The organism is Dietzia sp. NPDC055877 (assembly GCF_053615975.1).
Window position 1 is genome coordinate 1 of sequence record NZ_JBSHCV010000005.1, and the last position, 21,449, is coordinate 21,449.

20 protein-coding genes and 3 tRNA genes are annotated in these 21,449 nt (G+C 68.6%); 17 read left to right on the top strand and 6 right to left on the bottom strand.

Features of this window, described 5'->3' with window-relative positions; translation table 11 throughout:
* Window positions 1-11: 11 nt before the first annotated feature.
* Window positions 12-84, bottom strand: a tRNA-Arg gene (locus ACWGLC_RS07670).
* 108 nt (window positions 85-192) lie between these two features.
* Here ACWGLC_RS07670 and ACWGLC_RS07675 point away from each other — a divergent pair.
* From ACWGLC_RS07675 to ACWGLC_RS07710, 8 genes are all read left to right on the top strand, one after another.
* A complete protein-coding gene (locus ACWGLC_RS07675; protein ID WP_452099334.1) occupies window positions 193-2,223 on the top strand; it encodes a cytochrome c oxidase assembly protein in 2,031 nt (676 codons plus the stop codon).
* 168 nt (window positions 2,224-2,391) lie between these two features.
* The gene (locus ACWGLC_RS07680) at window positions 2,392-2,961 is read left to right on the top strand and encodes a single-stranded DNA-binding protein (RefSeq protein WP_452099335.1); all 570 of its coding nucleotides are present in this window, start codon (window positions 2,392-2,394) and stop codon (window positions 2,959-2,961) included.
* A gap of 102 nt (window positions 2,962-3,063) precedes the next feature.
* Window positions 3,064-4,737, top strand: a complete 1,674-nt coding sequence (gene ettA, locus ACWGLC_RS07685; RefSeq protein WP_452099337.1) for an energy-dependent translational throttle protein EttA — start codon at window positions 3,064-3,066, stop codon at window positions 4,735-4,737.
* Window positions 4,738-4,742: 5 nt separating this feature from the next.
* Window positions 4,743-5,210: an acyl-CoA thioesterase gene (locus ACWGLC_RS07690; protein ID WP_452099338.1), complete on the top strand. Its 468-nt coding sequence runs from the start codon at window positions 4,743-4,745 to the stop codon at window positions 5,208-5,210.
* 9 nt (window positions 5,211-5,219) lie between these two features.
* Window positions 5,220-5,681 carry an acyl-CoA thioesterase gene (locus ACWGLC_RS07695; protein ID WP_452099339.1) on the top strand — a complete coding sequence of 154 codons (462 nt, stop codon included), beginning with the start codon at window positions 5,220-5,222 and terminating at the stop codon, window positions 5,679-5,681.
* Window positions 5,678-6,163: an acyl-CoA thioesterase gene (locus tag ACWGLC_RS07700; RefSeq protein ID WP_452099340.1), complete on the top strand. Its 486-nt coding sequence runs from the start codon at window positions 5,678-5,680 to the stop codon at window positions 6,161-6,163. The genes ACWGLC_RS07695 and ACWGLC_RS07700 overlap by 4 nt, the downstream gene beginning before the upstream one ends.
* Window positions 6,160-6,843, top strand: a complete 684-nt coding sequence (locus ACWGLC_RS07705; RefSeq protein ID WP_452099341.1) for a hypothetical protein — start codon at window positions 6,160-6,162, stop codon at window positions 6,841-6,843. The genes ACWGLC_RS07700 and ACWGLC_RS07705 overlap by 4 nt, the downstream gene beginning before the upstream one ends.
* Before the next feature lie 158 nt (window positions 6,844-7,001).
* Window positions 7,002-8,066 carry a site-specific DNA-methyltransferase gene (locus ACWGLC_RS07710; protein WP_452099342.1) on the top strand — a complete coding sequence of 355 codons (1,065 nt, stop codon included), beginning with the start codon at window positions 7,002-7,004 and terminating at the stop codon, window positions 8,064-8,066.
* 6 nt (window positions 8,067-8,072) lie between these two features.
* Here the strand turns inward: ACWGLC_RS07710 and ACWGLC_RS07715 are convergent, their stop codons facing one another.
* From ACWGLC_RS07715 to ACWGLC_RS07725, 3 genes are read right to left on the bottom strand one after another with little or no spacing between them, the layout of a single operon-like run.
* Window positions 8,073-8,816 (bottom strand): SDR family NAD(P)-dependent oxidoreductase, encoded by a 744-nt coding sequence (locus ACWGLC_RS07715; RefSeq protein WP_452099343.1) that lies wholly within the window; start codon window positions 8,814-8,816, stop codon window positions 8,073-8,075.
* A 20-nt stretch (window positions 8,817-8,836) separates the two neighbouring features.
* Complete coding sequence (locus ACWGLC_RS07720; protein ID WP_452099344.1) at window positions 8,837-10,426, bottom strand: glycoside hydrolase family 13 protein; 1,590 nt, start codon at window positions 10,424-10,426, stop codon at window positions 8,837-8,839.
* Entirely contained in the window at window positions 10,423-10,818 is a 396-nt protein-coding gene (locus tag ACWGLC_RS07725) for a globin (RefSeq protein ID WP_344989529.1), read from the bottom strand. The genes ACWGLC_RS07720 and ACWGLC_RS07725 overlap by 4 nt, the downstream gene beginning before the upstream one ends.
* 205 nt (window positions 10,819-11,023) lie before the next feature.
* Here ACWGLC_RS07725 and ACWGLC_RS07730 point away from each other — a divergent pair, with 205 nt between their 5' ends.
* The gene (locus ACWGLC_RS07730) at window positions 11,024-11,662 is read left to right on the top strand and encodes an HNH endonuclease (RefSeq protein WP_452099345.1); all 639 of its coding nucleotides are present in this window, start codon (window positions 11,024-11,026) and stop codon (window positions 11,660-11,662) included.
* A gap of 32 nt (window positions 11,663-11,694) precedes the next feature.
* Here the strand turns inward: ACWGLC_RS07730 and pepN are convergent, their stop codons facing one another.
* Window positions 11,695-14,292 (bottom strand): aminopeptidase N, encoded by a 2,598-nt coding sequence (gene pepN / locus ACWGLC_RS07735; protein ID WP_452099346.1) that lies wholly within the window; start codon window positions 14,290-14,292, stop codon window positions 11,695-11,697.
* A gap of 110 nt (window positions 14,293-14,402) precedes the next feature.
* On the opposite strand from pepN, the gene ACWGLC_RS07740 reads away from it, so the two are divergent.
* From ACWGLC_RS07740 to ACWGLC_RS07750, 3 genes are all read left to right on the top strand, one after another.
* The gene (locus tag ACWGLC_RS07740) at window positions 14,403-15,029 is read left to right on the top strand and encodes a mycothiol-dependent nitroreductase Rv2466c family protein (protein WP_452099347.1); all 627 of its coding nucleotides are present in this window, start codon (window positions 14,403-14,405) and stop codon (window positions 15,027-15,029) included.
* 132 nt (window positions 15,030-15,161) lie between these two features.
* Entirely contained in the window at window positions 15,162-15,644 is a 483-nt protein-coding gene (locus ACWGLC_RS07745; RefSeq protein WP_452099348.1) for a ribose-5-phosphate isomerase, read from the top strand.
* A gap of 34 nt (window positions 15,645-15,678) precedes the next feature.
* Window positions 15,679-16,530, top strand: coding sequence for an Fpg/Nei family DNA glycosylase (locus ACWGLC_RS07750; protein ID WP_452099349.1), 852 nt, complete (start codon window positions 15,679-15,681; stop codon window positions 16,528-16,530).
* Window positions 16,531-16,574: 44 nt separating this feature from the next.
* Here ACWGLC_RS07750 and ACWGLC_RS07755 read toward each other — a convergent pair.
* A tRNA-Gly gene (locus tag ACWGLC_RS07755) sits at window positions 16,575-16,648 on the bottom strand.
* Between the two features lie 200 nt (window positions 16,649-16,848).
* Between ACWGLC_RS07755 and ACWGLC_RS07760 the strand changes: the two genes are divergently transcribed.
* From ACWGLC_RS07760 to clpX, 5 genes are all read left to right on the top strand, one after another.
* Window positions 16,849-16,925: transfer RNA gene (locus tag ACWGLC_RS07760), tRNA-Pro, on the top strand.
* 49 nt (window positions 16,926-16,974) lie between these two features.
* Window positions 16,975-18,351 carry a trigger factor gene (tig, locus tag ACWGLC_RS07765; RefSeq protein WP_452099350.1) on the top strand — a complete coding sequence of 459 codons (1,377 nt, stop codon included), beginning with the start codon at window positions 16,975-16,977 and terminating at the stop codon, window positions 18,349-18,351.
* A gap of 261 nt (window positions 18,352-18,612) precedes the next feature.
* Complete coding sequence (locus ACWGLC_RS07770; RefSeq protein ID WP_230930826.1) at window positions 18,613-19,254, top strand: ATP-dependent Clp protease proteolytic subunit; 642 nt, start codon at window positions 18,613-18,615, stop codon at window positions 19,252-19,254.
* Between the two features lie 68 nt (window positions 19,255-19,322).
* Window positions 19,323-19,946 (top strand): ATP-dependent Clp protease proteolytic subunit, encoded by a 624-nt coding sequence (locus ACWGLC_RS07775; RefSeq protein WP_452099351.1) that lies wholly within the window; start codon window positions 19,323-19,325, stop codon window positions 19,944-19,946.
* A 146-nt stretch (window positions 19,947-20,092) separates the two neighbouring features.
* The gene (gene clpX, locus ACWGLC_RS07780; protein ID WP_230930828.1) at window positions 20,093-21,361 is read left to right on the top strand and encodes an ATP-dependent Clp protease ATP-binding subunit ClpX; all 1,269 of its coding nucleotides are present in this window, start codon (window positions 20,093-20,095) and stop codon (window positions 21,359-21,361) included.
* The last annotated feature ends 88 nt before the right edge of the window (window positions 21,362-21,449 follow it).

Here is a 21,449-nt window from a genome sequence, read left to right on the forward strand (position 1 = left end):
TCTGACCTGCGCGCCCCCGAGAGGATTCGAACCCCTGACCAGCCGGGTAGAAACCGGATGCTCTATCCACTGAGCTACGGAGGCATGCGGCGCCTGCAGGAGGCGTCGCCGGAAGAATGGTAGCCGATGCAGGGGGACCGCCGAGAAGGAGCGAATCGCCGTCGAGGCATCGGGCTTCTTACGATGGAGGTCATGACGTCGTCGAAGTCCGCTCCCGCCATTCTCGGACGGCTGGGAGCCCGCGGTGCGGTTCTGCTGGTGCTGCTCCTCGCGGCCGTCGCCGCGGCGGTGGTCATTCCGCTGTCGGCCATGTCCACCGATGTGGCGCTGGAGATGATCGGCGTGCCCGACCCGGGGGTGCTGACCACCGCCGGGCTGCCGGCGATCCGCGCGATCGGTGAGCTGCTCGCGTCCGTCGCGGTGGGCACCGCGTTGTTCGCGGCGTTCTTCACTCCGCCGCAGAAGGACAAGACGCTCGACGTCGACGGCTACCGCATGCAGCACATCTCGTCGTGGGCGAACATCGCCTGGGCGGTCGCGGCGGCGCTTCTCATCCCGCTGACCCTGTCCGATGTCTCAGGTCGGACCTTCGTCCAGTCCCTGCCGCCGGACCAGTGGCTGGTGGCGATCAATCAGATCGACGTCGCGTCCTCGTGGCGCTGGGCCGCGGTGATCGCCGTGGTCGCCGCCATCGGCCAGCGACTCACGTTGAGTTGGCGCTGGTCGACGATCTGGCTGGCCGTCACGGTGCTGTCTCTGCTGCCCGTGGCGGCCACGGGCCACGCCTCCGGCAGCACGGCCCACGACATCGCCACCAACTCGCTGATCATCCACCTGTTCAGCGCCACGTTCTACGTCGGCGGTCTCGTCGCGGTGATCATCCACACCATGCGCGGCGGCACCCGGGTGGCGTTGGCCCTGCGCCGGTACTCGGTGGTCGCGACCGTGGCGATCGCCGCCCTGGCGTTCACCGGTGTGATCAACGCGATGGTCCGCCTGCACCCGGCCGACCTGTTCTCCTCCACCTACGGCCTGTTGGTGGTGGCCAAGGCGCTGTTGTTGTGCCTGTTGGCCCTGTTCGGGCTCGCGATCCGGCGCCGCATCATCGCCAAGATCGAGTCGACGAACGCCAATGCGCCGGTCGACCGCGGCACGCTGCTGCGGATCGTCCTGGTCGAATCCGCCGTGATGGCGGGGACCATCGGCCTGTCGGTGTCGTTGGGTCGCACCCCACCGCCCGCGCCGTTGTACGTGCCCACCCGCCAGGAGGCGCTGCTCGGCTTCGAGCTTCCGGGACCGTTCTCGTTCGAGACGGTCTTCGGCCTCTGGCGCTTCGACCTCGTCCTTGGCCTGGTGTCCGTGGTGCTACTCGGCCTGTACCTGTGGGGCGTGATCCACCTGCGTCGGCGCGGGGACTCGTGGCCCGCGGGCCGGACGTTCTTCTGGGTGGCGGGCTGCGTGACGTTGTTCATCACCACCAGCTCCGGCCTGGGGATGTTCATGATGGCCGACTTCGCCAGCCACATGGTGGGCCACATGCTCATCTCGATGTTGGTGCCGGTCCTGCTCGCCCTCGGTGGTCCGCTGACCCTGGCGCTTCGTGCGCTCCCGGCGGCCGGTCGCGGCAATCCGCCGGGTCCGCGCGAGTGGATCGTCGAGTTCATCAACAACCCCATCTCGCGCTTCCTCACCCACCCGATCGTGGCGTCGATCCAGTTCGTGGCCGGCTTCTACCTCATCTACTTCGGCGGGTTCTACGAGACGCTGGCCTCCGAGCATCTGGGCCACATGTTCATGAACGTGCACTTCCTGATCAGTGGCTACCTGTTCTACTGGGTGATCATCGGGGTCGACGCGGCGCCGCGGCAGTTCACGTCGATGTACATGATGATGGTCCTGCTGTCCTCGCTGCCGTTCCACGCCTTCTTCGGCATCCTGCTCATGAACTACCCGACGGTCCTGGCCGAGGGCTGGTACTCCGGCATCGGGCTGCCCTGGATCCCCGACCTTCTGCAGAGTCAACGGGTCGGCGGCGGCGTGGCCTGGGCGATGGGGGAGATACCCCTGTTCATCGTCATGATCGCGCTCGCCTGGCAGTGGTACCAGAGCGATATGCGCGAGGCGCGGCGCTCGGAGCGACAGGCCGAGCGCGACGATGACGCCGAGCTCAAGGCCTATAACGAGATGCTCGCGCAGATGGCCAAGGCGGACCGCCGGCACTGAGGACGCGCACCTCGTCGTCGTCGGGGTCCGTTCTTCCACACCCGTCGTCCCTGTCCACAGGGACGTCACCACGAGCGGTGAGGGCAAGGGGTGACGACGACGACGTCGTGCACTGTTGCGGTCAGGTGGCCGGCGCCCGGTCGGTCCCGACGACACAGGAGAGTCCCCATGAACGAGACCCAGACGACCGTCCGCGGCACCATCATCACCGATCCCGTCACCCGGCGCGTGGGCGACGACGAGGTGTTCACATTCCGCGTCGCCAGCAACACCCGCTACCAGGACCGTAGCTCGGGGGAGTGGAAGACCGGCGGCACGCTGTACTTCTCCGCGAACTGCTGGGGCAAGCTCGCGCAACGCACCGCGGGGCGGCTGTTCAAGGGGGACGCGGTGCTCGTCCACGGGCGGCTGCTGACCAACGAGTACGAGCGCGAGGGGCGTGTGCAGCGGGACCTGGAGATGCGGGTCAGCGCGATCGGGCCGGACATGTCGCGCATGGACGTCTCGGCCCGACGATTCCGGTTCGGTCCGGTCGAGCCCGGGCCCGGCGGTCCTCAGGAGGATGGCGAAACCGGGGCGGATGCGATGTCGCTCGGATCGGTGTCGGGCGACGACGCGGACGGAGAGTCGTCCGGAGACACGGACGCGCTGGGTCTGCGCGGGCTGGACGCTGCCGCCCCGGACCTCTCGGAGGAGCGGTCCGAGATGGACGAGCTGGCAGCGGCCACACCCGCCTGACTCCGCTGTGCGAGCCGGGCCGCGGGCAGCCACGTAATATGGGGGTCGTGCCCGCGGCCCACCCGCGGCGATGAGAACTGTTTTCGCAGGTGAGAGGGTAGAATGGCCGAGTTTATTTACACCATGAAGAAGGTCCGCAAGGCGCACGGGGACAAGGTGATCCTCGACGACGTCACGATGGCCTTCTATCCCGGTGCGAAGATCGGCGTCGTGGGGCCGAACGGCGCCGGTAAGTCCTCCATCCTCAAGATCATGGCGGGGCTCGACCAGCCGTCCAACGGCGAGGCGTTCCTCGACCCGGAGGCCACCGTCGGCATCCTCATGCAGGAGCCGGTTCTCGACGAGTCCAAGACCGTCAAGGAGAACGTCGAGGACGGGCTCGGCGAGACGATGGTCAAGCTGCGCCGGTACAACGAGGTCGCCGAGGAGATGGCGACCAACTACACCGACGAGCTCATGGAGGAGATGGGCCAGCTCCAGGAGTACCTGGACGCCGTCGACGCCTGGGAGGTCGACTCGCAGATCGAGCAGGCCATGGACGCCCTTCGCTGCCCGCCCGGGGACTCGCCGGTCACCAACCTCTCCGGTGGCGAGATGCGCCGCGTGGCGCTGTGCAAGTTGCTGCTGAGCAAGCCCGACCTGCTGCTGCTCGACGAGCCCACCAACCACCTGGACGCCGAGTCCGTGCTCTGGCTGGAGCAGCACCTGGCCGCCTACCCGGGCGCCGTCATGGCCGTCACACACGACCGCTACTTCCTCGACCACGTCGCGCAGTGGATCTGTGAGGTCGACCGCGGCAAGCTGCACCCCTACGAGGGCAACTACTCCACCTACCTGGAGAAGAAGGCCGAGCGTCTGGAGGTCCAGGGCAAGAAGGACCAAAAGCTGCAGAAGCGCCTCAAGGCCGAGCTCGAGTGGGTTCGCTCCGGCGCCAAGGCCCGGCAGACCAAGTCCAAGGCCCGTCTGGCCAAGTACGAGGAGATGGCCGCGGAGGCGGAGAAGCACAGGAAGCTGGACTTCGAGGAGATCCAGATCCCCACGCCGCCGCGCCTGGGCAACGTCGTGGTCGAGGTCAACGACCTGAAGAAGGGCTTCGACGACCGCGTCCTGATCAAGGACCTGACCTTCACGTTGCCGCGCAACGGCATCGTCGGCGTCATCGGCCCGAACGGCGTCGGTAAGACCACGCTGTTCAAGACCATCGTGGGCCTCGAGGAGCCGGACGCCGGCACCGTGCGCATCGGCGACACGGTCAAGCTCAGCTACGTCGACCAGAACCGCGCCAACATCGACCCGGAGAAGTCGGTGTGGGAGGTCGTCTCCGAGGGCAACGACTTCATCGAGGTCGGCCAGAACGAGATGCCGTCGCGCGCGTACGTGAGCGCCTTCGGATTCAAGGGCCCGGACCAGCAGAAGAAGTCCGGCGTCCTGTCCGGTGGTGAGCGGAACCGCCTCAACCTGGCGCTGACCCTCAAGGTCGGCGGCAACCTGATCCTCCTGGACGAGCCGACTAACGATCTGGACACCGAGACGCTCGGCAGCCTCGAGAACGCGCTCGAGGACTTCCCCGGCTGCGCCGTCGTGATCTCGCACGACCGATGGTTCCTGGACCGCACCTGTACCCACATCCTCGCGTGGGAGGGCAACGTCGAAGAGGGCCAGTGGTACTGGTTCGAGGGCAACTTCGAGGGTTACGAGAAGAACAAGGTCGAGCGTCTCGGCGCGGACGCCGCACGCCCGAGCCGCGTCACCCACCGCAAGCTCACACGGGACTGAGCGCGATGAGTGCCCCCATCGCGGCCGACGCGGACGGAACGAACACGGCCGACGCCCCGGACGGGACGTCGGGTCCTGTGCACCGGGTCCGGATCCCGTTGCGTATCTCGGATTTTGTGGGGATGCACGTGAACAACGTGCGTTTCCAGGAGTTCTCGCAGGACGCCAGGCTCATGTGGTTCCGCGAGAAGTTCGACGTCCCCGGCTCGCGCGTGCCGATCGCGTTGGCCCGGTGGATGGAGATCGACTTCCGGCGCGTCATCGGGATGGGCGTCCCGGAGGTGTGGGTGGACGTCCAGGTCCTGCGGGTGGGACGGACCTCGTTCACCATGCGGACCGCTATCGGCTCGGAGGACACGGGGCCCGAGCCGTGCGCGATCGTCGACACGGTTCTCGTGGTCGCGGCCGCTGACGAGGTCACGACAATGCAGATCACCCCCGAGGAGCGTCGTGCGCTCCTCGGGGCAGGCTAGGGGGCGGGTATGAGTACCGGCGACGAGGCGACCGACAACGGAGTCTTCCGCTGCACCCTGCAGGTGCGGTGGGCTGACTTCGACCAGTTCGGTCACGTCAACAACGTCAAGTACATCGAGTACGCGCAGGAGGCGCGGATCCTGTTCTCGCGCAGCCGCTTCAGCCCGTTCGGCCTGGGCAACCTCGCCCAGGTGGTGCGCCGGACCGAGATCGACCATCTTCGCCCGGTGCTCCGGGACTCCGCCACGGTTGACGTGGAGATCGAGGTCGTGCACGTCGGGACCTCCTCGTACCAGATCCGGCAGACGATCCTGGATGCCGCGGGCGACGTGTGCTGCACGTTGCACGTGGTGATGGTCGCCTACGACGTCGCCTCGTCGTCGTCCGTCGAGATCCCGGCCACGGTGCGCAACGTGCTCGAAGCGGCCCGGCAGCGGGCCGCGATCACCGAGAAGGAGTCGGCCGGATGAGCGAACAGCTCGTCTTCGACACCGGCGGACCGCTGGGCGTCTCGGGCGAGCCCGGCCGCATGGTCTACACCGCAGCGATGCCCGTCCGGTGGTCGGACCAGGATCTTTATCACCATGTCAACCACGCACGGATGATCACGCTCATCGAAGAAGCGCGCATTCCGTGGCTCTTCGAGGAGGGCACCCCCACGTCGACTCTCGCCGCGGGAGCGGTGATGACCGATCTAGCGGTGAAGTACCGCGGGCAGATCAAGCACGCCGATGGCCCGATCCGCGTGCGCATGTGGTGCGAGAAGGTCGGGGGAGCGCTGTTCGTGGCACGCCATGAGGTGCGCGGACGTCACACACCCGACTCCGAGCCCCCGTCGGTGGACTGCACGGCGAGGATCGCCGCGTTCGACCTGCAGACCCAGCGGCCCCGGCGGTTCACCCCGGCCGAGCGCGAACACCTACTGCGGTTCCATCACAAGGACCCCTCGTGACGGATGCCGGTCCGCGAGACGGCATGATCCGTGTTCCCGCGCCCGCCGACCGCGACGACCTGCGTACCCTGCTGCGCCGGGTGCTCAGGCTGGACGAGGCGGCGGTCGTCCGGCTCACCACGGCCGGTGGCGGACGGATGCGGGTGTGGGCGCGCACCCCGTTCGGGCCGCTGGTCGTGCGTGTACTCGCTGGGGACTGCCCCGGTGGTGACGTGGTGTGCGGCGCGGACCACCTTCTCACCGAGCTGGATCTCCTGCCCCGTGGGGACAGCGAAGGCCGGGTCGACCCCGGTTTGCCGCTGCTGTCCGCGTGGCAGGGGCTGCTGCCTCCGACGGACGGGTTCCAGTTGGTCGAGGACGTCCCCGCCCAGGTGCTGCTGGACCTCACCGAATCCGGCCGCACCGTGGCGCAGGAGAACGCCGGACCCGCCGGGTTGCCGCCGTCACTGCTCGACCAGGAGGCGCTCACGGTTCGCTCGGACGGCAGTAGTCCTCTGGGCATCGATATGCGAACCGTGTTCTCCCTGGTCATGTGTGGCTTCGTCCCCGAGCGGGGTGGCCGCGCCCCGGAGGGCGAGCCGGTCAGGGTCAGCGAGCGTGGGGCGTGGCTGCGCATCGACGCGCGCTACGGCACGGTGTACCGCCGCACCGACTCACTCACTCTCGAACCACTGAGATGACTCCGCAGGGGTTCTCGGTCGCCTGGCCGGGCCGGGGCGAGCCGTCGCCACCGGGCGCACACGGGCCCGCCCCGCGCCTCTGTGCTGCCCTCCCGGCGCAGGTAGGCGGCCCGACGGGCCGTTCTGCCGAACGATCCGCTGCACCGGCTCGGGGGGCCGTGCTCGTAGGCGACGGTGCTCGGCTCGCCGAGGCCGCCGGTGACCTACAGGAGCTCGGGCTGGGGCCGGTGGGCACCACCCAGCTGGCGTATCTCGACCCGCCCTATAACCGCGGCGGCAGCTTCAACGGTTATGACGACAACATGCCCCGGCACGAGTGGCTCGCCTACATCGAAGAACGCCTCGTCGTGGCGCGAGAACTCCTCGCCGAGACCGGGACCATCTGGGTGCACCTCGACGACGCGGAGGCGCATCGGGTGAGATGCCTGCTCGATGAGGTGTTCGGCGTCGAGGCGTTCATCGCCGACCTCACGGTGGAGAGCAACCCGAAGGGCCGCCAACTCGATCGATTCTTCGCCGGTTCCCACGACCGCCTGATGGTGTACGCGCGGAACCCGGAGAAGGTGGTACTGGACGGGGGTATCGCCGCCGCGGTCAACCCGGCGGACTTTCCGCACGTGGACTCCGACGGGGTGAACTTCCGGCTTCTGCCGCTACGAAACACCAACAAGCGCTTCAACCCGCTGACGACCCCCACCATGACGTACCCGCTCTACGGGGATCCGGAGACCGGTGCCGTCGCGGTGGATCCCGGGCCCGGAAAGGTCGAGATCCTGCCGGTGTTCGGCGACCTCACGCCGGCGGTGTGGCGTTGGTCCCGGAATCGCGCCGTCGAGCGCGTGGACGAGCTGGTGTGCCGGACGGTGCGAGGCCGCTCGGGCACACGCATCGACATCTATCAGCGGGACCGGCACGAGGTGGGTCGGATCAAGAAGCTCAAGACCATCTGGCTGTCCCAGGAGGTGGGTTCGACGGACACCGCCCGCGCCGAGTTGCGCGCGGCCGGCGTCGACGGCTTCCGCACCCCCAAGCCCGAGGCGCTGATGCGACGCATCATCGAACTGTCGACCAGGCCCGATGATCTGGTGGTGGACCTGTTCGCCGGGTCGGGCACGACCGCGGTCGCCGCCCGGGACCTCGGCAGGCGCTGGATCGTGGTCGAACGTAATCCGGACACGGTCCGCGACGTCGTCCTGCCGAGGCTCGGCCTCCAAGGATCATGACCGGGCTCAGCGGAGCATGACGCTGCCACCGTCCACCATCAGGGTCTGCCCCGTCATGTAGGAGGCATCCTCGGATGCGAGGAAAACGGCCACCCGGCCGATGTCGCCCTCCGGGTCACCGAACCGGCGCATGGGGGTGCCGGCGAGGAGCTTCTTCTCGATTCCCGGGTTGGCCTCGATGTAGCTCTCCACGCCTTCGGTGAGCGCCAGCGGCGAGATCACGTTGACGTTGATCCCGTCCCGGGCCCACTCGTTCGCCGCGACGCGGCTGATGGCACGGATCGCCTCCTTGGCCGCCGCGTACGAGCCCTGGGTGGGATGGCCGTTGATCCCGGCGCCGGAAGCGAAGTTGATCACCGACCCACCGCGCTCCGCCAGCTGGGCGTGCGCGGCCTTCATCAACCAGAACGTGGGGTAGAAACCGGTGTTGAACGACAGGTCGAGCATGTCCTGGGTCGTCTCCAACAGCGGGGCCTGCTGAGAGGCGTGCGCGTTGTTGACCAGGATGTCGACCCCGCCGAACTCCTCGACCGCGGCGGCGACGATCTTCTCGGCGTTCGCCTCGACCGAGATGTCGACACTCAGGAAGCGGACCTTCTCGCCGAGCTCGTCGACGAGCGCCGCGCCGGCTTCGTCGTTGATGTCCACGGCGAGGACGGAGGCGCCCTCCTTGACGAACGCGCGGGTGATGCCGCGGCCGATCCCGCCGGCCCCGCCGGTCACGATGGCGGTCTTGCCCGAAAGTCGCATCTCTCGATTCCTTCTTCGTCTCAGTTCCGGAGCCACACGGCGGTGTCCGGTGACAGGTGGTCCCCGTCGAGCGGTCCCGAGGACAGGACCACATCGCCGGTCGGAAGTGGCACCGATCGACGGGATGTGTTGATCATGCACACGACCGGGCCGTCTTCGCGCCGGAATTCCAGACACCCGTCAAGTTTCCTGGTCCAGTGCACATCGGGTGTGGTCGGGGCGGGCCAGGAGTGGCGGATCCGGATGGCCTTCCGGTACAGCGCCAGCGTCGAGTCGGGGTCGGAGTCCTGGGCCGCGACGGTGAGACCCGCCCAGGTCTCGGGCATCGGCAGCCACGTCTCGTCGGCGGCGGAGAAACCGTAGGGCGGACGCAGCCCGGCCCAGGGCAGCGGCACGCGGCAGTGATCGCGTCCCAGCTCGGCGTGGCCGGTGCGTTCCCAGGTCGGGTCGGTGAGGCGGTCGTGCGGGATCGAGAAGTCGCTGGGCAACCCGAGTTCGGCACCGTTGTAGACGAACGCGATGCCGGGCAGTGCCAGCGTGACCAACAGCATCGCGCGGGCCCGGGAGAGCCCCACGTCGCCGTTGCCGTAGCGGGTCACCTCGCGCACGACATCGTGGTTGGACAGTGCCCACGTCGGGGCCGCCCCGGAAGCACGCGCGGCCTCGAGGCCGGAGTCGATAGCCGTGCGGATGGCATCGGCCTCGAACGGCGCGTCGGTGAGGGCGAAGTGGAAGGCGAAGTGCAGTTCGTCGGACCGGAGGTAGCGGGCGAACCTCTCGACTGGGCCGACCCACACCTCGCCGAACGCGGCGGTGCCGGGGTACTCGTCGAGGACGCGACGGATGTGGCGGTGCACGTCGTGGACGCCGGGGCGGTCCCAGCGGGCGTCACGGGCGTCGACGACGAGCTGGGCGATCTCCAGATCGTCGGGCAGGTCCGCGAGTTCCGCCGGTTTGGCGAGTCCGTGGGCCACATCGATCCGGAACCCGTCCACCCCCAGATCCAGCCAGAACCGCAGAGTGCGCTCGAGGTCGTCGGCGACCTCCGGGTTCGACCAGTCCAGATCCGGCTGCTGCGGGGCGAACAGGTGGAGGTACCACTGCCCGGGCGTGCCATCCTGATCGGTCACGCGGGTCCAGGCCGGCCCCCCGAAGACTGACGGCCAGTTGTTGGGCGGTTGCGTGCCGTCCTCTCCTCGGCCGTCGCGGAAGATGTAGCGGGATCGCTCGGGGCTACCCGGTCCGGCGGCGAGCGCCTCGATGAACCAGGGGTGCTCGGAGCTGGTGTGGTTCGGCACCAGGTCCATGATGAGGACCATCCGCCTGGAGTGCAGGGCATCGACGAGGCGGCCCAGCGTGTCGACGTCGCCGAACAACGGGTCGACGTCACGGGGATCGGAGACGTCGTAGCCGTGGTCGACGCCGGGGGAGCGCATGATCGGCGAGAACCACACGCCGTCCACGCCCAGGGACTCGAGGTGGCCGATGCGGTCGATGACGCCCTGCAGGTCACCGACACCGTCGCCATCCGAGTCGGCGAATGACCGTGGGTAGATCTGGTAGAGAACCATCTCCTCCCACGGACGCGGCGCGTGGGGCCCGGGATTCATGCGATGTCGGGGCTGTTGACCAGCATTGCGGCGGCCCGCGTGAGGTAGTCGACCAGCGCCGCGCGGTGCTCGTCATCCAGTGTCTCGCTGTCGATGGTGTCGACCGCGGCCATCATGTGCTTCAGCCAGGTGTCGTGCGCGGTCCGGTCGATCACGTAGGGGTGGTGCCGCATCCGTAGCCGCGGGTGCCCGCGCTGCTCGGAGTAGGTGGTGGGCCCGCCCCAGTACTGCTCGAGGAACATCCGAAGTCGGTCCTCGGCGGGTCCGAGATCCTCCTCCGGGTACATCGCCCGGAACTCCGGATCTTCTCCCACGCCCCGGTAGAACTCGTGGACCAACTTGCGGAAGGTCTCCGCGCCGCCGACCTCGTCATAGAACGTGCTGCTGCTCATGGGCTCCATTGTCCAGATCGGGAGCGGAACGGGGGCCGGACGTCCGTCACGGGTGTGGGGCGTCCGGGGGCGGGCTCCTCCGGATCTCCGACGCATTAGTCGTACGAAGAGTTCACCGAAGGTGCATCATCGTTGCAGGCGAGGTTCATCGCGGGCCCGGTCGACCATGGTGCACTGGGCTCGAAGAGACGAGCGGAGACCACACATGGGCACTGCAGTGCGCGAGAACTCGGAGTACCGACAACGGGTGTCACGACGCCCCGGCCGGCTCGAACCCGTGCCCGATGCCCGCTCCGAACCCTCCGCGCGCGCCCGGCCGGTCACGCTCGCGGCGGCCCCTCGTGTCCTCCTGCTGAACGCGAGCTACGAGGCGCTCACCGCGCTGCCGGCCCGTCGCGCGGTCGTGATGCTGATCGGCGGCAAGGCCGATGTGGTCCATGACCACCCGACCGAGGTCGTGGTCCGATCCGTGGAGACGTCGGTGAAGGTGCCCTCGGTGATCCGGCTTCGCGAGTACGTCCGGATCCCGTACCACGCGCAGATCCCCATGACGCGCGCGGCGCTCATGCACCGGGACTCACACCGCTGCGGGTACTGCAACGCCCGCGCCACCACGATCGACCATGTGATCCCGCGTAGTCGGGGCGGGGCACACGGCTGGGAGAACTGCGTGGCCTCGTGTGCGCCGTGCAACCACCGCAAGGCCGACAAACTGCTCTCGGAACTCGGCTGGGAACTGCGGGCGCCGCTGGTCGCACCTCGCGGTCGTACCTGGCGGCTGGTGTCCCAGTTGCGGGAGATCGGCCCCCACTGGGAGGACTACCTCTACCTCGACGCCGCCTGATCCCCGCGGCGTCCGACGGCCCCGGGGCCGGGTCAGTCGGACTCGGCGGTGTCGACCGTGCGCGCTGCCAGGGCCCGGGTCATGTCGGCGGACTGCTCGGCGATGATGCGGCGTAACGCGGCCGGCTTCGTCGCATCGGCGATCACCGACTCGAACCGTGCGACGGTCTGGGTGTCCACGGCCCACGACGGGAAGATCCCCTCGGCGACGGTCTGCGCGAGATCGCCCGGGCGTGCGGCCCACAGTGTGGTCACGTCCTCGAGATAGCGCTCGCACAGCCCGGACAGCAGGTGCTCGTGCCCGGGCAGGTCGATGCCGAGCAGCGTCGCGCGCACGATCGCATTACTCGGGGCGTCGGCGCCGGTCGCCAGCAGCAGCTGCTCGGCCTCCTCCTTGGCCCCGACGGTGGGCCGGGCGGCGCGCGCCGTGGCGGCCCGTCGGGCGCCACCTGCGGTGTCATCGGCCGCGAGTTCGGCATCGATCCGCTCGGAGTCCTCTGCTCCCGCGGCCACCAGCGCGGTGAGCGCGGTCCACCGCAGGTCCGTGTCCACGACGAGACCGGGCAGTCCCGCCTCGTCGGCACCGGCGTCGAGGAGTGTCTCCAGAGCCCGGCACTGGTCGGCCCCGATGGGACAGGCGCACAGTGCGGTGAGGAACGCGAGCTGATGGTCTGACCCCGGCTCGGCGGCCCGGGCGGCCTCGAGCATCGCGCGGGAGAAGGTCTTCCAGCCGGTGGCCGCGGCCCAGTCGGGGTCGGCGTAGCGGGCCAGTGCGGTCTGCGCCTGCGTGAGCACCCGCTGCACCACGCCGATGTGAGGTTCGCGCGGCGCGGCACGAGAGACCACCTCGACGAACCTGCGCGCCGGCAGTCGTGCCTCCCGGGTCATCTCCCACAGCGCCGACCAGCACAGCGTGCGGGCCAGGGAATCGGAGATGTCCTCCAGCGAGTCGAGGACGGTGGCCACCGAGCGATCGTCGAGGCGGACGGAGCAGTACGTGAGGTCGTCGTCGTTGGGCAGGATCAGGTCGGGGACGGGCTGGCCGGCGAGGTCGCCCACGACCGTGCGCTCGTCGTGGATATCCAGCTCGGCGCGGGCGGTACGAACCAACTCGCCGGAGTCGTTACGGCTGTAGAGGCCGACGCCCAGCCGGTGTGTGCGCAGCTCCCCGGCGCCGGGGGCGGCCGGGCTCTGGAGCACGGCGAGCTCGGTGATGGCGCTGCCGGAGTGGGCGACCTCCACCGAGATCGGGTTGATGCCGGTCGTGCGCAGCCACTGGTCGGCCCAGCCGGAGAGGTCGCGACCGGAGGACTTCTCGAGCGCCGACAGGAGGTCGTCGAACTGGGCGTTACCGAAGGCGTGTTCGGTGAAGTACGTGCGGAGGCCGGTGAGGAACGGCTCGCGACCCACGTACGCCACCAGTTGCTTGAGTACCGAGGCGCCCTTGGCGTAGGTGATGCCGTCGAAGTTGGCCTCGACCGTCTCCAGGTCCGTCATGTCGGCGGCCACCGGGTGGGTGGACGGCAGCTGGTCCTGGCGGTACGCCCACGACTTCTCGACGTTGGCGAAGGTGGTCCAGGCGTCCGTGTACTGCGTGGCGTCGACCTGGGCGAGCACCGAGGCGAAGGTGGCGAACGACTCGTTGAGCCACAGGTCGTCCCACCAGCGCATGGTCACGAGATTGCCGAACCACATGTGGGCCATCTCGTGCAGCAGTGTCTCGTTGCGGCGTTCGTGCCGGTAGCCGGTGACCCGGGACCGGAACACGTAGTCCTCGAGGAACGTCACCGCGCCGGAGTTCTCCATGGCGCCGGCGTTGAACTCGGGCACGAAGATCTGGTCGTACTTGCCGAACGCGTACGGCAGTCCGAACTCGCGGTGATAGAAGCCGAAGCCCTCCTTGGTCTCCGCGAACAGTCGCTCGGAGTCGAGGTGTTCGGCCAGCGACGCCCGGCACAGCAGCCGTAGAGGGATGGTTCCGTGCTCGTCGCGGTAGGAGTCCTCCACCACGTGGTACGGGCCCGCGATGAGCGCCACCAGATAGGTCGACATGACCTCGGTGGGCGCGAAGTGGTGCACGACGCCGCCGCCGTCGGCCGGCGACTGCTCGGCCGCGGTGTTGGTCACGACGACCCAGTTCTCGGGCGCGGTGACCGTCAGCGTGTAGCGGGCCTTGAGGTCCGGCTGGTCGAAGCAGGCGAAGACCCGCTTGGCATCCGCCGTCTCGAGCTGCGAGTAGAGGTAGACCTCGCCGTCGGCCGGGTCGACCATCCGGTGCAGACCCTCACCGGTGGTCGTGTACTTCAGATCCGCATCGACGACGAGTTCGTTCGAGGCCTGCAGGTCCGGGAGCGTGAGGCCCACCTCGTCGTCGTAGTTGTTCCCCTCCCCGGCCGGGAACAGTTCCCGGCCGTTCAGTACCGCCGACCGGATCACCGCGGAGCGCAGGTCGATGAACGTCTCGGCACCCGGTCGGTTGCAGGAGAATCGCACCACGGTGCGCGAACGGAACCGGTCCGATCCCGGGCCGCCGTGCCCGTCGGTCAGGTCGACCTCCACCTCGTACGACTCGACGGAGAGCAGCTCCGAGCGGGCGGCGGCGTCGGCGCGGGTGAGGTTGAGCGAGCGCATGGTGGGGATCCTCGGTTCCTTCGGAAGACGGCTACGGCATCAGGTCTACCACTCGCCCCCGAACGAAACCGGTGGTGGCGGCGACCGGGGTGGACGGGGAAGATGGGGTCATGACCACCAGCACGCAGTCCGCGCCCGTCTCCGTCGACTTCTGGTTCGACCCGCTGTGCCCCTTCGCCTGGGTGACCAGTCGGTGGATCCTCGAGGTGGAGAAGGTCCGCGACATCACGCTGACCTGGAACGTGATGAGCCTGTCCGTCCTCAACGATGGACGCGACCTGCCCGAGGACTACCTGGAGAAGATGAAGCTCGGCTGGGGCCCGGTGCGGGTGGCGATCGCCGCCGCGAAGCGCCACGGCCAGGGGGTTCTCGGAACGCTCTACACCGAGCTCGGCACCCGCATCCACGACCAGGGCCGGGGGATCGGGGACCCGGCCGTGATCGCCGAGGCGCTCGAGGCGGCCGGCCTGGACGCCGACCTCGCCGTCGCGGCGGGGACCGACGAGTACGACGACGAGCTGCGCGCCTCGCACCACAGGGGAATGGACCCGGTCGGCGACGAGGTCGGTACCCCGGTCCTGCACGTCGACGGAACGGCCTTCTTCGGCCCGGTGCTCACGCGCATCCCGCGTGGCGAGGAGGCCGGCCGGGTCTTCGATGGCGCCGCGCTGCTCGCCGACTTCCCGTACTTCTTCGAGCTCAAGCGCAGCCGCACCGAGGACCCGCGGTTCGACTGAGCGGGTCCGGCGTGATCTCGGGGGAGGACCTGCTCGCCGGGGACACTGGCTATCGGCCTCCGACCCTGAGTGCACCGGGCGTCGCCTCCACCGCGCGTTCCCGGCACGGCAGCACGTGGCAGAATCTTCCGCATGCGCATCTACCTGGGAGCGGACCACGCCGGCTTCGAGACCAAGAACGCCATCGCCGAGCATCTGAACGCCTCCGGGCACGAGGTGATCGACTGTGGCGCCCACATCTACGACGCCGAGGATGATTACCCGGCCTTCTGCATCGACGCCGCCGCCAAGGTCGTCGCCGACCCCGGCAGTCTCGGCATCGTGCTGGGCGGCTCCGGCAACGGTGAGCAGATCGCCGCGAACAAGGTGCCCGGCGCCCGCTGCGCTCTGGCCTGGAGCGTCGAGACCGCTCGACTGGCCCGCGAGCACAACAACGCGCAGCTGATCGGCCTCGGTGGCCGCATGCACTCCCGCGAGGAGGCGCTCGCGATCGTCGATGCGTTCCTCGACCAGGAGTGGTCCGGGGTCGAGCGCCACCAGCGCCGCATCGATATCCTCGCCGAGTACGAGCGCACCGGGGTCGCTCCCGAGGTCCCGTCCGCGCCCGGAGCCTGAGGCACGGAGACAGAGAACCGGAACCCGATACACCGTGCCCGAGGGGCATACCCTCCACCGACTGGCCCGCCTGCACACCCGGTACTTCGCAGGCGGGCCCGTCCGTGTGTCCAGCCCACAAGGGCGGTTCGTCGACCATGTCGTCGTCGACGGACGGTACTTCGACCACGCCACGGCGACGGGCAAGCACCTCTTCCACCACTACGAGGGTGGCCTGGCGGTACACATCCACCTGGGCCTCTACGGCTTCTTCGACACCCACCTCGTCGAGGACGGGGCCGAGCCGCCCGCGCCTGTCGGGCAGGTGCGGATGCGCGTCGGTGGGTCGGGGGAGGCAGCTAGGGGCGGCCCGGCCCACGTCGTGGACCTGCGGGGCCCCACGAGGTGTGAGGTGGTCGACGACGACGGCGTCGCCGACGTCCGCGACCGGCTGGGCCCCGACCCGCTCGACCCCGACGCCGACCCGGAGCGGGCGTGGGCGCGGATCCGCCGCAGCTCCCGCCCGATCGGCGCGCTGCTGATGGACCAGAAAGTCCTGGCCGGTGTCGGCAACGTCTACCGCGCTGAAGTGCTGTTCCGTGCGGGCATCGACCCGTTCCGGCCGGGCACCGCGATGCGCGAGGCCGAGTTCCGTGCGATGTGGGACGACCTCGTGGCCCTCATGGCGGTGGGCGTCGACACCGGCGCGATCCACACGATCCGTGACGAACACGACCACGGGGACCTGCCGCGGCGCGGAACCGACCGGCCGCGGAACTACGTCTATCAGCGCGACGGCTGGGAGTGCCGGGTCTGCGGGACAGAGATCGCGCTGCAGACGATGGAGGCCCGCACGCTGTTCTGGTGTCCCACCTGTCAGGCGGGGCGGGGGAGCGCGTCCAGATGACGGATGCCCCGCGCGGTCGGCGATCGACCGGGCGGGGCATCGTGTGGAGCGGGTGACGGGAATCGAACCCGCGTATTCTGCTTGGAAGGCAGAGGCTTTACCATTAAGCTACACCCGCATCGGCGGCGTGACCTGGTGTTTCATCCCCGGTCCCGCGCGTGCTCCGCCAACACTACCGGACGGTCGCGAAGCCCCCAACTCCCGGGCCGCGAACTCGGAATCGGCGCCACGTCGGGCCTGTCGTACACTGGGAGAGTTGGTTTAACGGCCCGGCAGGTTTCCCGCGCGCGACGTGGGGTGGCCGGCCGCGCGACTCACCGGGATGTGGCGCAGCTTGGTAGCGCATCCGCTTTGGGAGCGGAGGGTCGCAGGTTCGAATCCTGTCATCCCGACCAGCGGAGAACGACGTACGAATCCCCGAAGACTTTCTAGGAGAACATCACCGTGAAGAGCACTGTCGAGCAGCTGAACCCGACCCGGGTCAAGGTCACCGTCGAGGTGCCGTTCGCGGAGCTCGAGCCGGACTTCGACAAGGCGTACAAGGCGCTCGCAGGTCAGGTCAACATCCCCGGTTTCCGTAAGGGCAAGGCCCCGGCCAAGCTCCTGGAGTCGCGGATCGGCCGCCCGGCCGTCCTCGAGCAGGTCATCAACGACATGATCCCCGCCCGCTACTCGGCGGCCATCGAGGAGCACGACCTCAAGGTCCTGGCGCAGCCGGAGATCGAGGTCACCAAGCTGGAGGACAACGACGTCGTGGAGTTCACGGCCGAGGTCGACGTCCGCCCGGAGATCACCCTGCCGAAGTACGAGGAGCTCGAGGTCACCGTCGAGGCGCCCGTGGCCGACGACAGCGCGGTCGACACCGAGCTGGACAACCTGCGCGCCCGGTTCGGCACCCTCAAGGGTGTCGAGCGTGGCGCCGAGGAGGGTGACTTCCTGTCGGTCGACCTGGCCGCAACCGTCGACGGCGAGGCCGTCGAGGAGGCCTCCACCGAGGGGCTGTCCTACGAGCTCGGTTCCGGCACGCTCGTCGAGGGACTCGACGATGCCGCGAAGGGCCTCAAGGCCGGCGAGTCCAAGGAGTTCCCCTCCTCGCTCGTCGCCGGTGAGTTCGCCGGCAAGGAGGCGCTCATCACCGTCACCGTGCAGTCCGTCAAGGAGCGCGAGCTGCCCGAGGCCGACGACGAGTTCGCCCAGATGGCGAGCGAGTTCGACACCCTCGAGGAGCTGCGCGCCGACCTGGTGGAGAAGGTCGCCCAGCAGGCAAAGGCCGGCCTGGCCGGGGAGATCCGCGACAAGGTGCTCGACGCCCTGATCGAGGCCACCGAGGTCCCGACCCCCGAGGCCGTCGTCGACGCCGAGGCCCACGCCCAGATGCACCAGCTGGTCGACCAGTTCGGTGGCGACACCGCGATCCTCGACCAGGCCCTGGCCGCCGAGGGCACCGACCGCGAGACCTTCGAGTCCGAGACCCGTGAGGGTGCCGCCCGCGCGATCCGCAGCCAGCTCCTGCTGGACGCGGTGGCCGAGGAGGCCTCGACCGAGGTCTCGCAGGAGGAGCTCACCCAGCACATCCTGTTCCAGGCGCAGCGCTACGGCATGGACCCGAACCAGTTCGTCCAGCAGATCCAGCAGGCCGGCCAGCTCGGCTCGCTGTTCGCCGACGTGCGTCGTTCCAAGGCCCTGGCCGATGTGATCGAGAAGGTCACGGTCAAGGACACCGAGGGCAACGCCGTCGACACCAGCGAGTTCTTCGGCACCGGCGAGGACGCCGAGGCCGAGTCGACCGAGGCGACCGACGAGCAGACCTCCGAGGACTGACATCCGCCAGACGGGCCCGAGTGATCGGGGCCCGTCCCGTGCCGACGGCCGGCCACCGCGAGACGGTGGTCGGCCGTCGGCTATTTGGTCGGGTCCTCGGGGGAGGGCAGCCGGGTCGGGTCGACGCTGAGAGCGAACACCCGCCCCGGCGGGACGGTTCCGTCGGTGTAGTTGGTTAGTGTTTGACGTAACGGTTTCCCGGCCACCGGCCGGCCGGGCGCCGCGGTAGCGGCGAAGACGATGAGCGAAGGTAGGTTCCCCGTGGCACAGAACGGTTCAGCGGCTACGCCCAGTTCGACGCAGCCCGCCCTCAACTCCCCGGGTTCGCACGGGCTCACCCTCGGCGACTCGGTGTACGAGCGCCTCCTGCAGGAGCGGATCATCTTCCTCGGCTCCCAGGTGGATGACGACATCGCCAACCGGCTGTGCGCGCAGATCCTCCTGCTGGCCGCCGAGGACCCCACCCGCGACATCGCGATGTACATCAACTCGCCGGGAGGCTCGGTCACGGCCGGCATGGCGATCTACGACACGATGCAGTTCGTCGAGTGTGACGTCGCCACGTACGGCATGGGGCTGGCCGCCTCGATGGGCCAGTTCCTGCTGGCCGCCGGCGCAAAGGGCAAGCGCTACGCCCTGCCGCACGCCAAGATCATGATGCACCAGCCCTCCGCCGGTGTCGGTGGCTCCGCGGCCGACATCGCGATCCAGGCCGAGCAGTTCGCCGCCACCAAGCGGGAGATGGCCGAGCTCATCGCGCAGCACACGGGCCAGACCTTCGAGCAGGTCACCGAGGACTCCGATCGCGACCGGTGGTTCACCGCGCGGGAGGCCAAGGAGTACGGCTTCGTCGACCACGTCATCGCGCGTGCGTCGCAGTCCGGCGGAACCTCCCCGTCGTGATCGATCCCGCTCCCCGCGGGACCGTTCCCGCCGTCCGCCCATTCCAGACCACGACCACGGAGTCCCAGATGACCTCAATGCCGTCCTCCCGGTACATCCTTCCGTCCTTCGTCGAGCACTCCAGCTACGGCGTCAAGGAGTCCAACCCGTACAACAAGCTCTTCGAGGAGCGCATCATCTTCCTGGGCACCCAGGTCGACGACGCCTCGGCGAACGACATCATGGCCCAGCTGCTGGTCCTGGAGGGCCAGGACCCGGACCGTGACATCACGATGTACATCAACTCGCCGGGTGGCTCGTTCACCTCGCTGATGGCGATCTACGACACGATGCAGTACGTCCGCCCGGACGTCGTGACGGTCTGCCTGGGCCAGGCGGCCTCCGCCGCCGCCGTCCTGCTCGCCGCCGGCACGCCGGGCAAGCGCGCCGCCCTGCCGAACGCGCGCATCCTGATCCACCAGCCCGCCACCGGCGGCATGCAGGGCCAGGTCTCGGACCTCGAGATCCAGGCCGCCGAGATCGAGCGCATGCGTCGTCTCATGGAGACCACGCTGGCCCGCCACACCGGTCGTGATGCAGATCAGGTCCGCAAGGACACCGATCGCGACAAGATCCTCACCGCCGAGGAGGCCAAGGAGTACGGGATCATCGACACCGTCTTCGACTACCGCAAGCTGTCGGCGACCAACTGAGGCGGTGGCGGCGCGCCGCTACGGGTAGCGGCGCGCCGTCGGGTGCAATGAACTGACCGCGCAGGGGTCGGCTTTTCGGTCTGCTGCGCGTACCGTCGACGTGGGGGCGTGCATCGGCGCCCCTGGATTGCGAGGACGTAGAACTCATGGCACGTGTGGGTGAGAGCGGCGACCTGTTGAAGTGCTCCTTCTGTGGGAAGAGTCAGAAGCAGGTCAAGAAGCTGATCGCCGGTCCCGGGGTCTACATCTGCGACGAGTGCATCGAGCTGTGTAACGAGATCATCGAATCCGAGGTCGAGGACGCGCAGGAGTCCGGCTTGGAGGAGTTGCCCAAGCCGGCGGAGATCCACTCGTTCCTCGACGAGTACGTGGTGGGACAGGATGCCGCCAAGCGGAACCTGGCCGTGGCCGTCTACAACCATTACAAGCGCATCCGCGTGGGGGCGACCCTCGGCCGCGGGGACAGCGTCGAGTTGGCCAAGTCCAACATCCTGATGCTGGGCCCCACGGGCTGTGGCAAGACGTACCTCGCGCAGACGCTGGCCAAGATGCTCAACGTTCCGTTCGCGATCGCCGACGCCACCGCGCTGACGGAGGCCGGCTACGTGGGCGAGGATGTCGAGAACATCCTGCTCAAGCTCATCCAGGCCGCGGATTACGACACCAAGCGCGCCGAGATGGGCATCATCTACATCGACGAGGTCGACAAGATCGCCCGCAAGGCCGAGAACCCGTCGATCACCCGTGATGTCTCCGGTGAGGGCGTCCAGCAGGCGCTGCTGAAGATCCTCGAGGGCACGCAGGCCTCGGTGCCGCCGCAGGGCGGTCGCAAGCACCCGCACCAGGAGTTCATCCAGATCGACACGTCCAACGTGTTGTTCATCGTGGCCGGTGCGTTCCAGGGGCTGGAGAAGATCGTCGGCGACCGTGTGGGCCGCAAGGGCCTGGGTTTCGGAGCCGAGGTCGCGAGCAAGAACGAGCTCGACACCACGGCCAACTTCTCCGAGGTCATGCCGGAGGACCTGGTCAAGTTCGGTCTAATCCCGGAGTTCATCGGCCGGTTGCCGGTGGTCGCCACCGTCACGAGCCTGGACCGCGAGGCGCTCGTCAACATCCTCGCCGAGCCCAAGAACGCGCTGGTCAAGCAGTACGCCCGGCTGTTCGAGATGGACGGCGTGGAGCTCGAGTTCACCCAGGACGCACTCGAGGCCGTGGCCGATCAGGCGATCCTGCGCGGCACCGGTGCCCGCGGCCTGCGCGCGATCATGGAGGAGGTCCTCCTCCCGGTGATGTACGACATTCCCGGTCGCGACGATGTGGCCCGCGTCGTGGTCAGTGGCGAGACGGTCCGAGACAATGTCCTGCCCACCATCGTGCCGGTCTCCGACGAGGAGCCGCGCGAGAGGTCCGCGTAGTCAGCTGCGCGTCACACACCAGCGACCCAGGCCGTCCCGCATCGCGGGGCGGCCCGGGTCATTTCCGGGTTGTCCCCCGGGGAGCGTA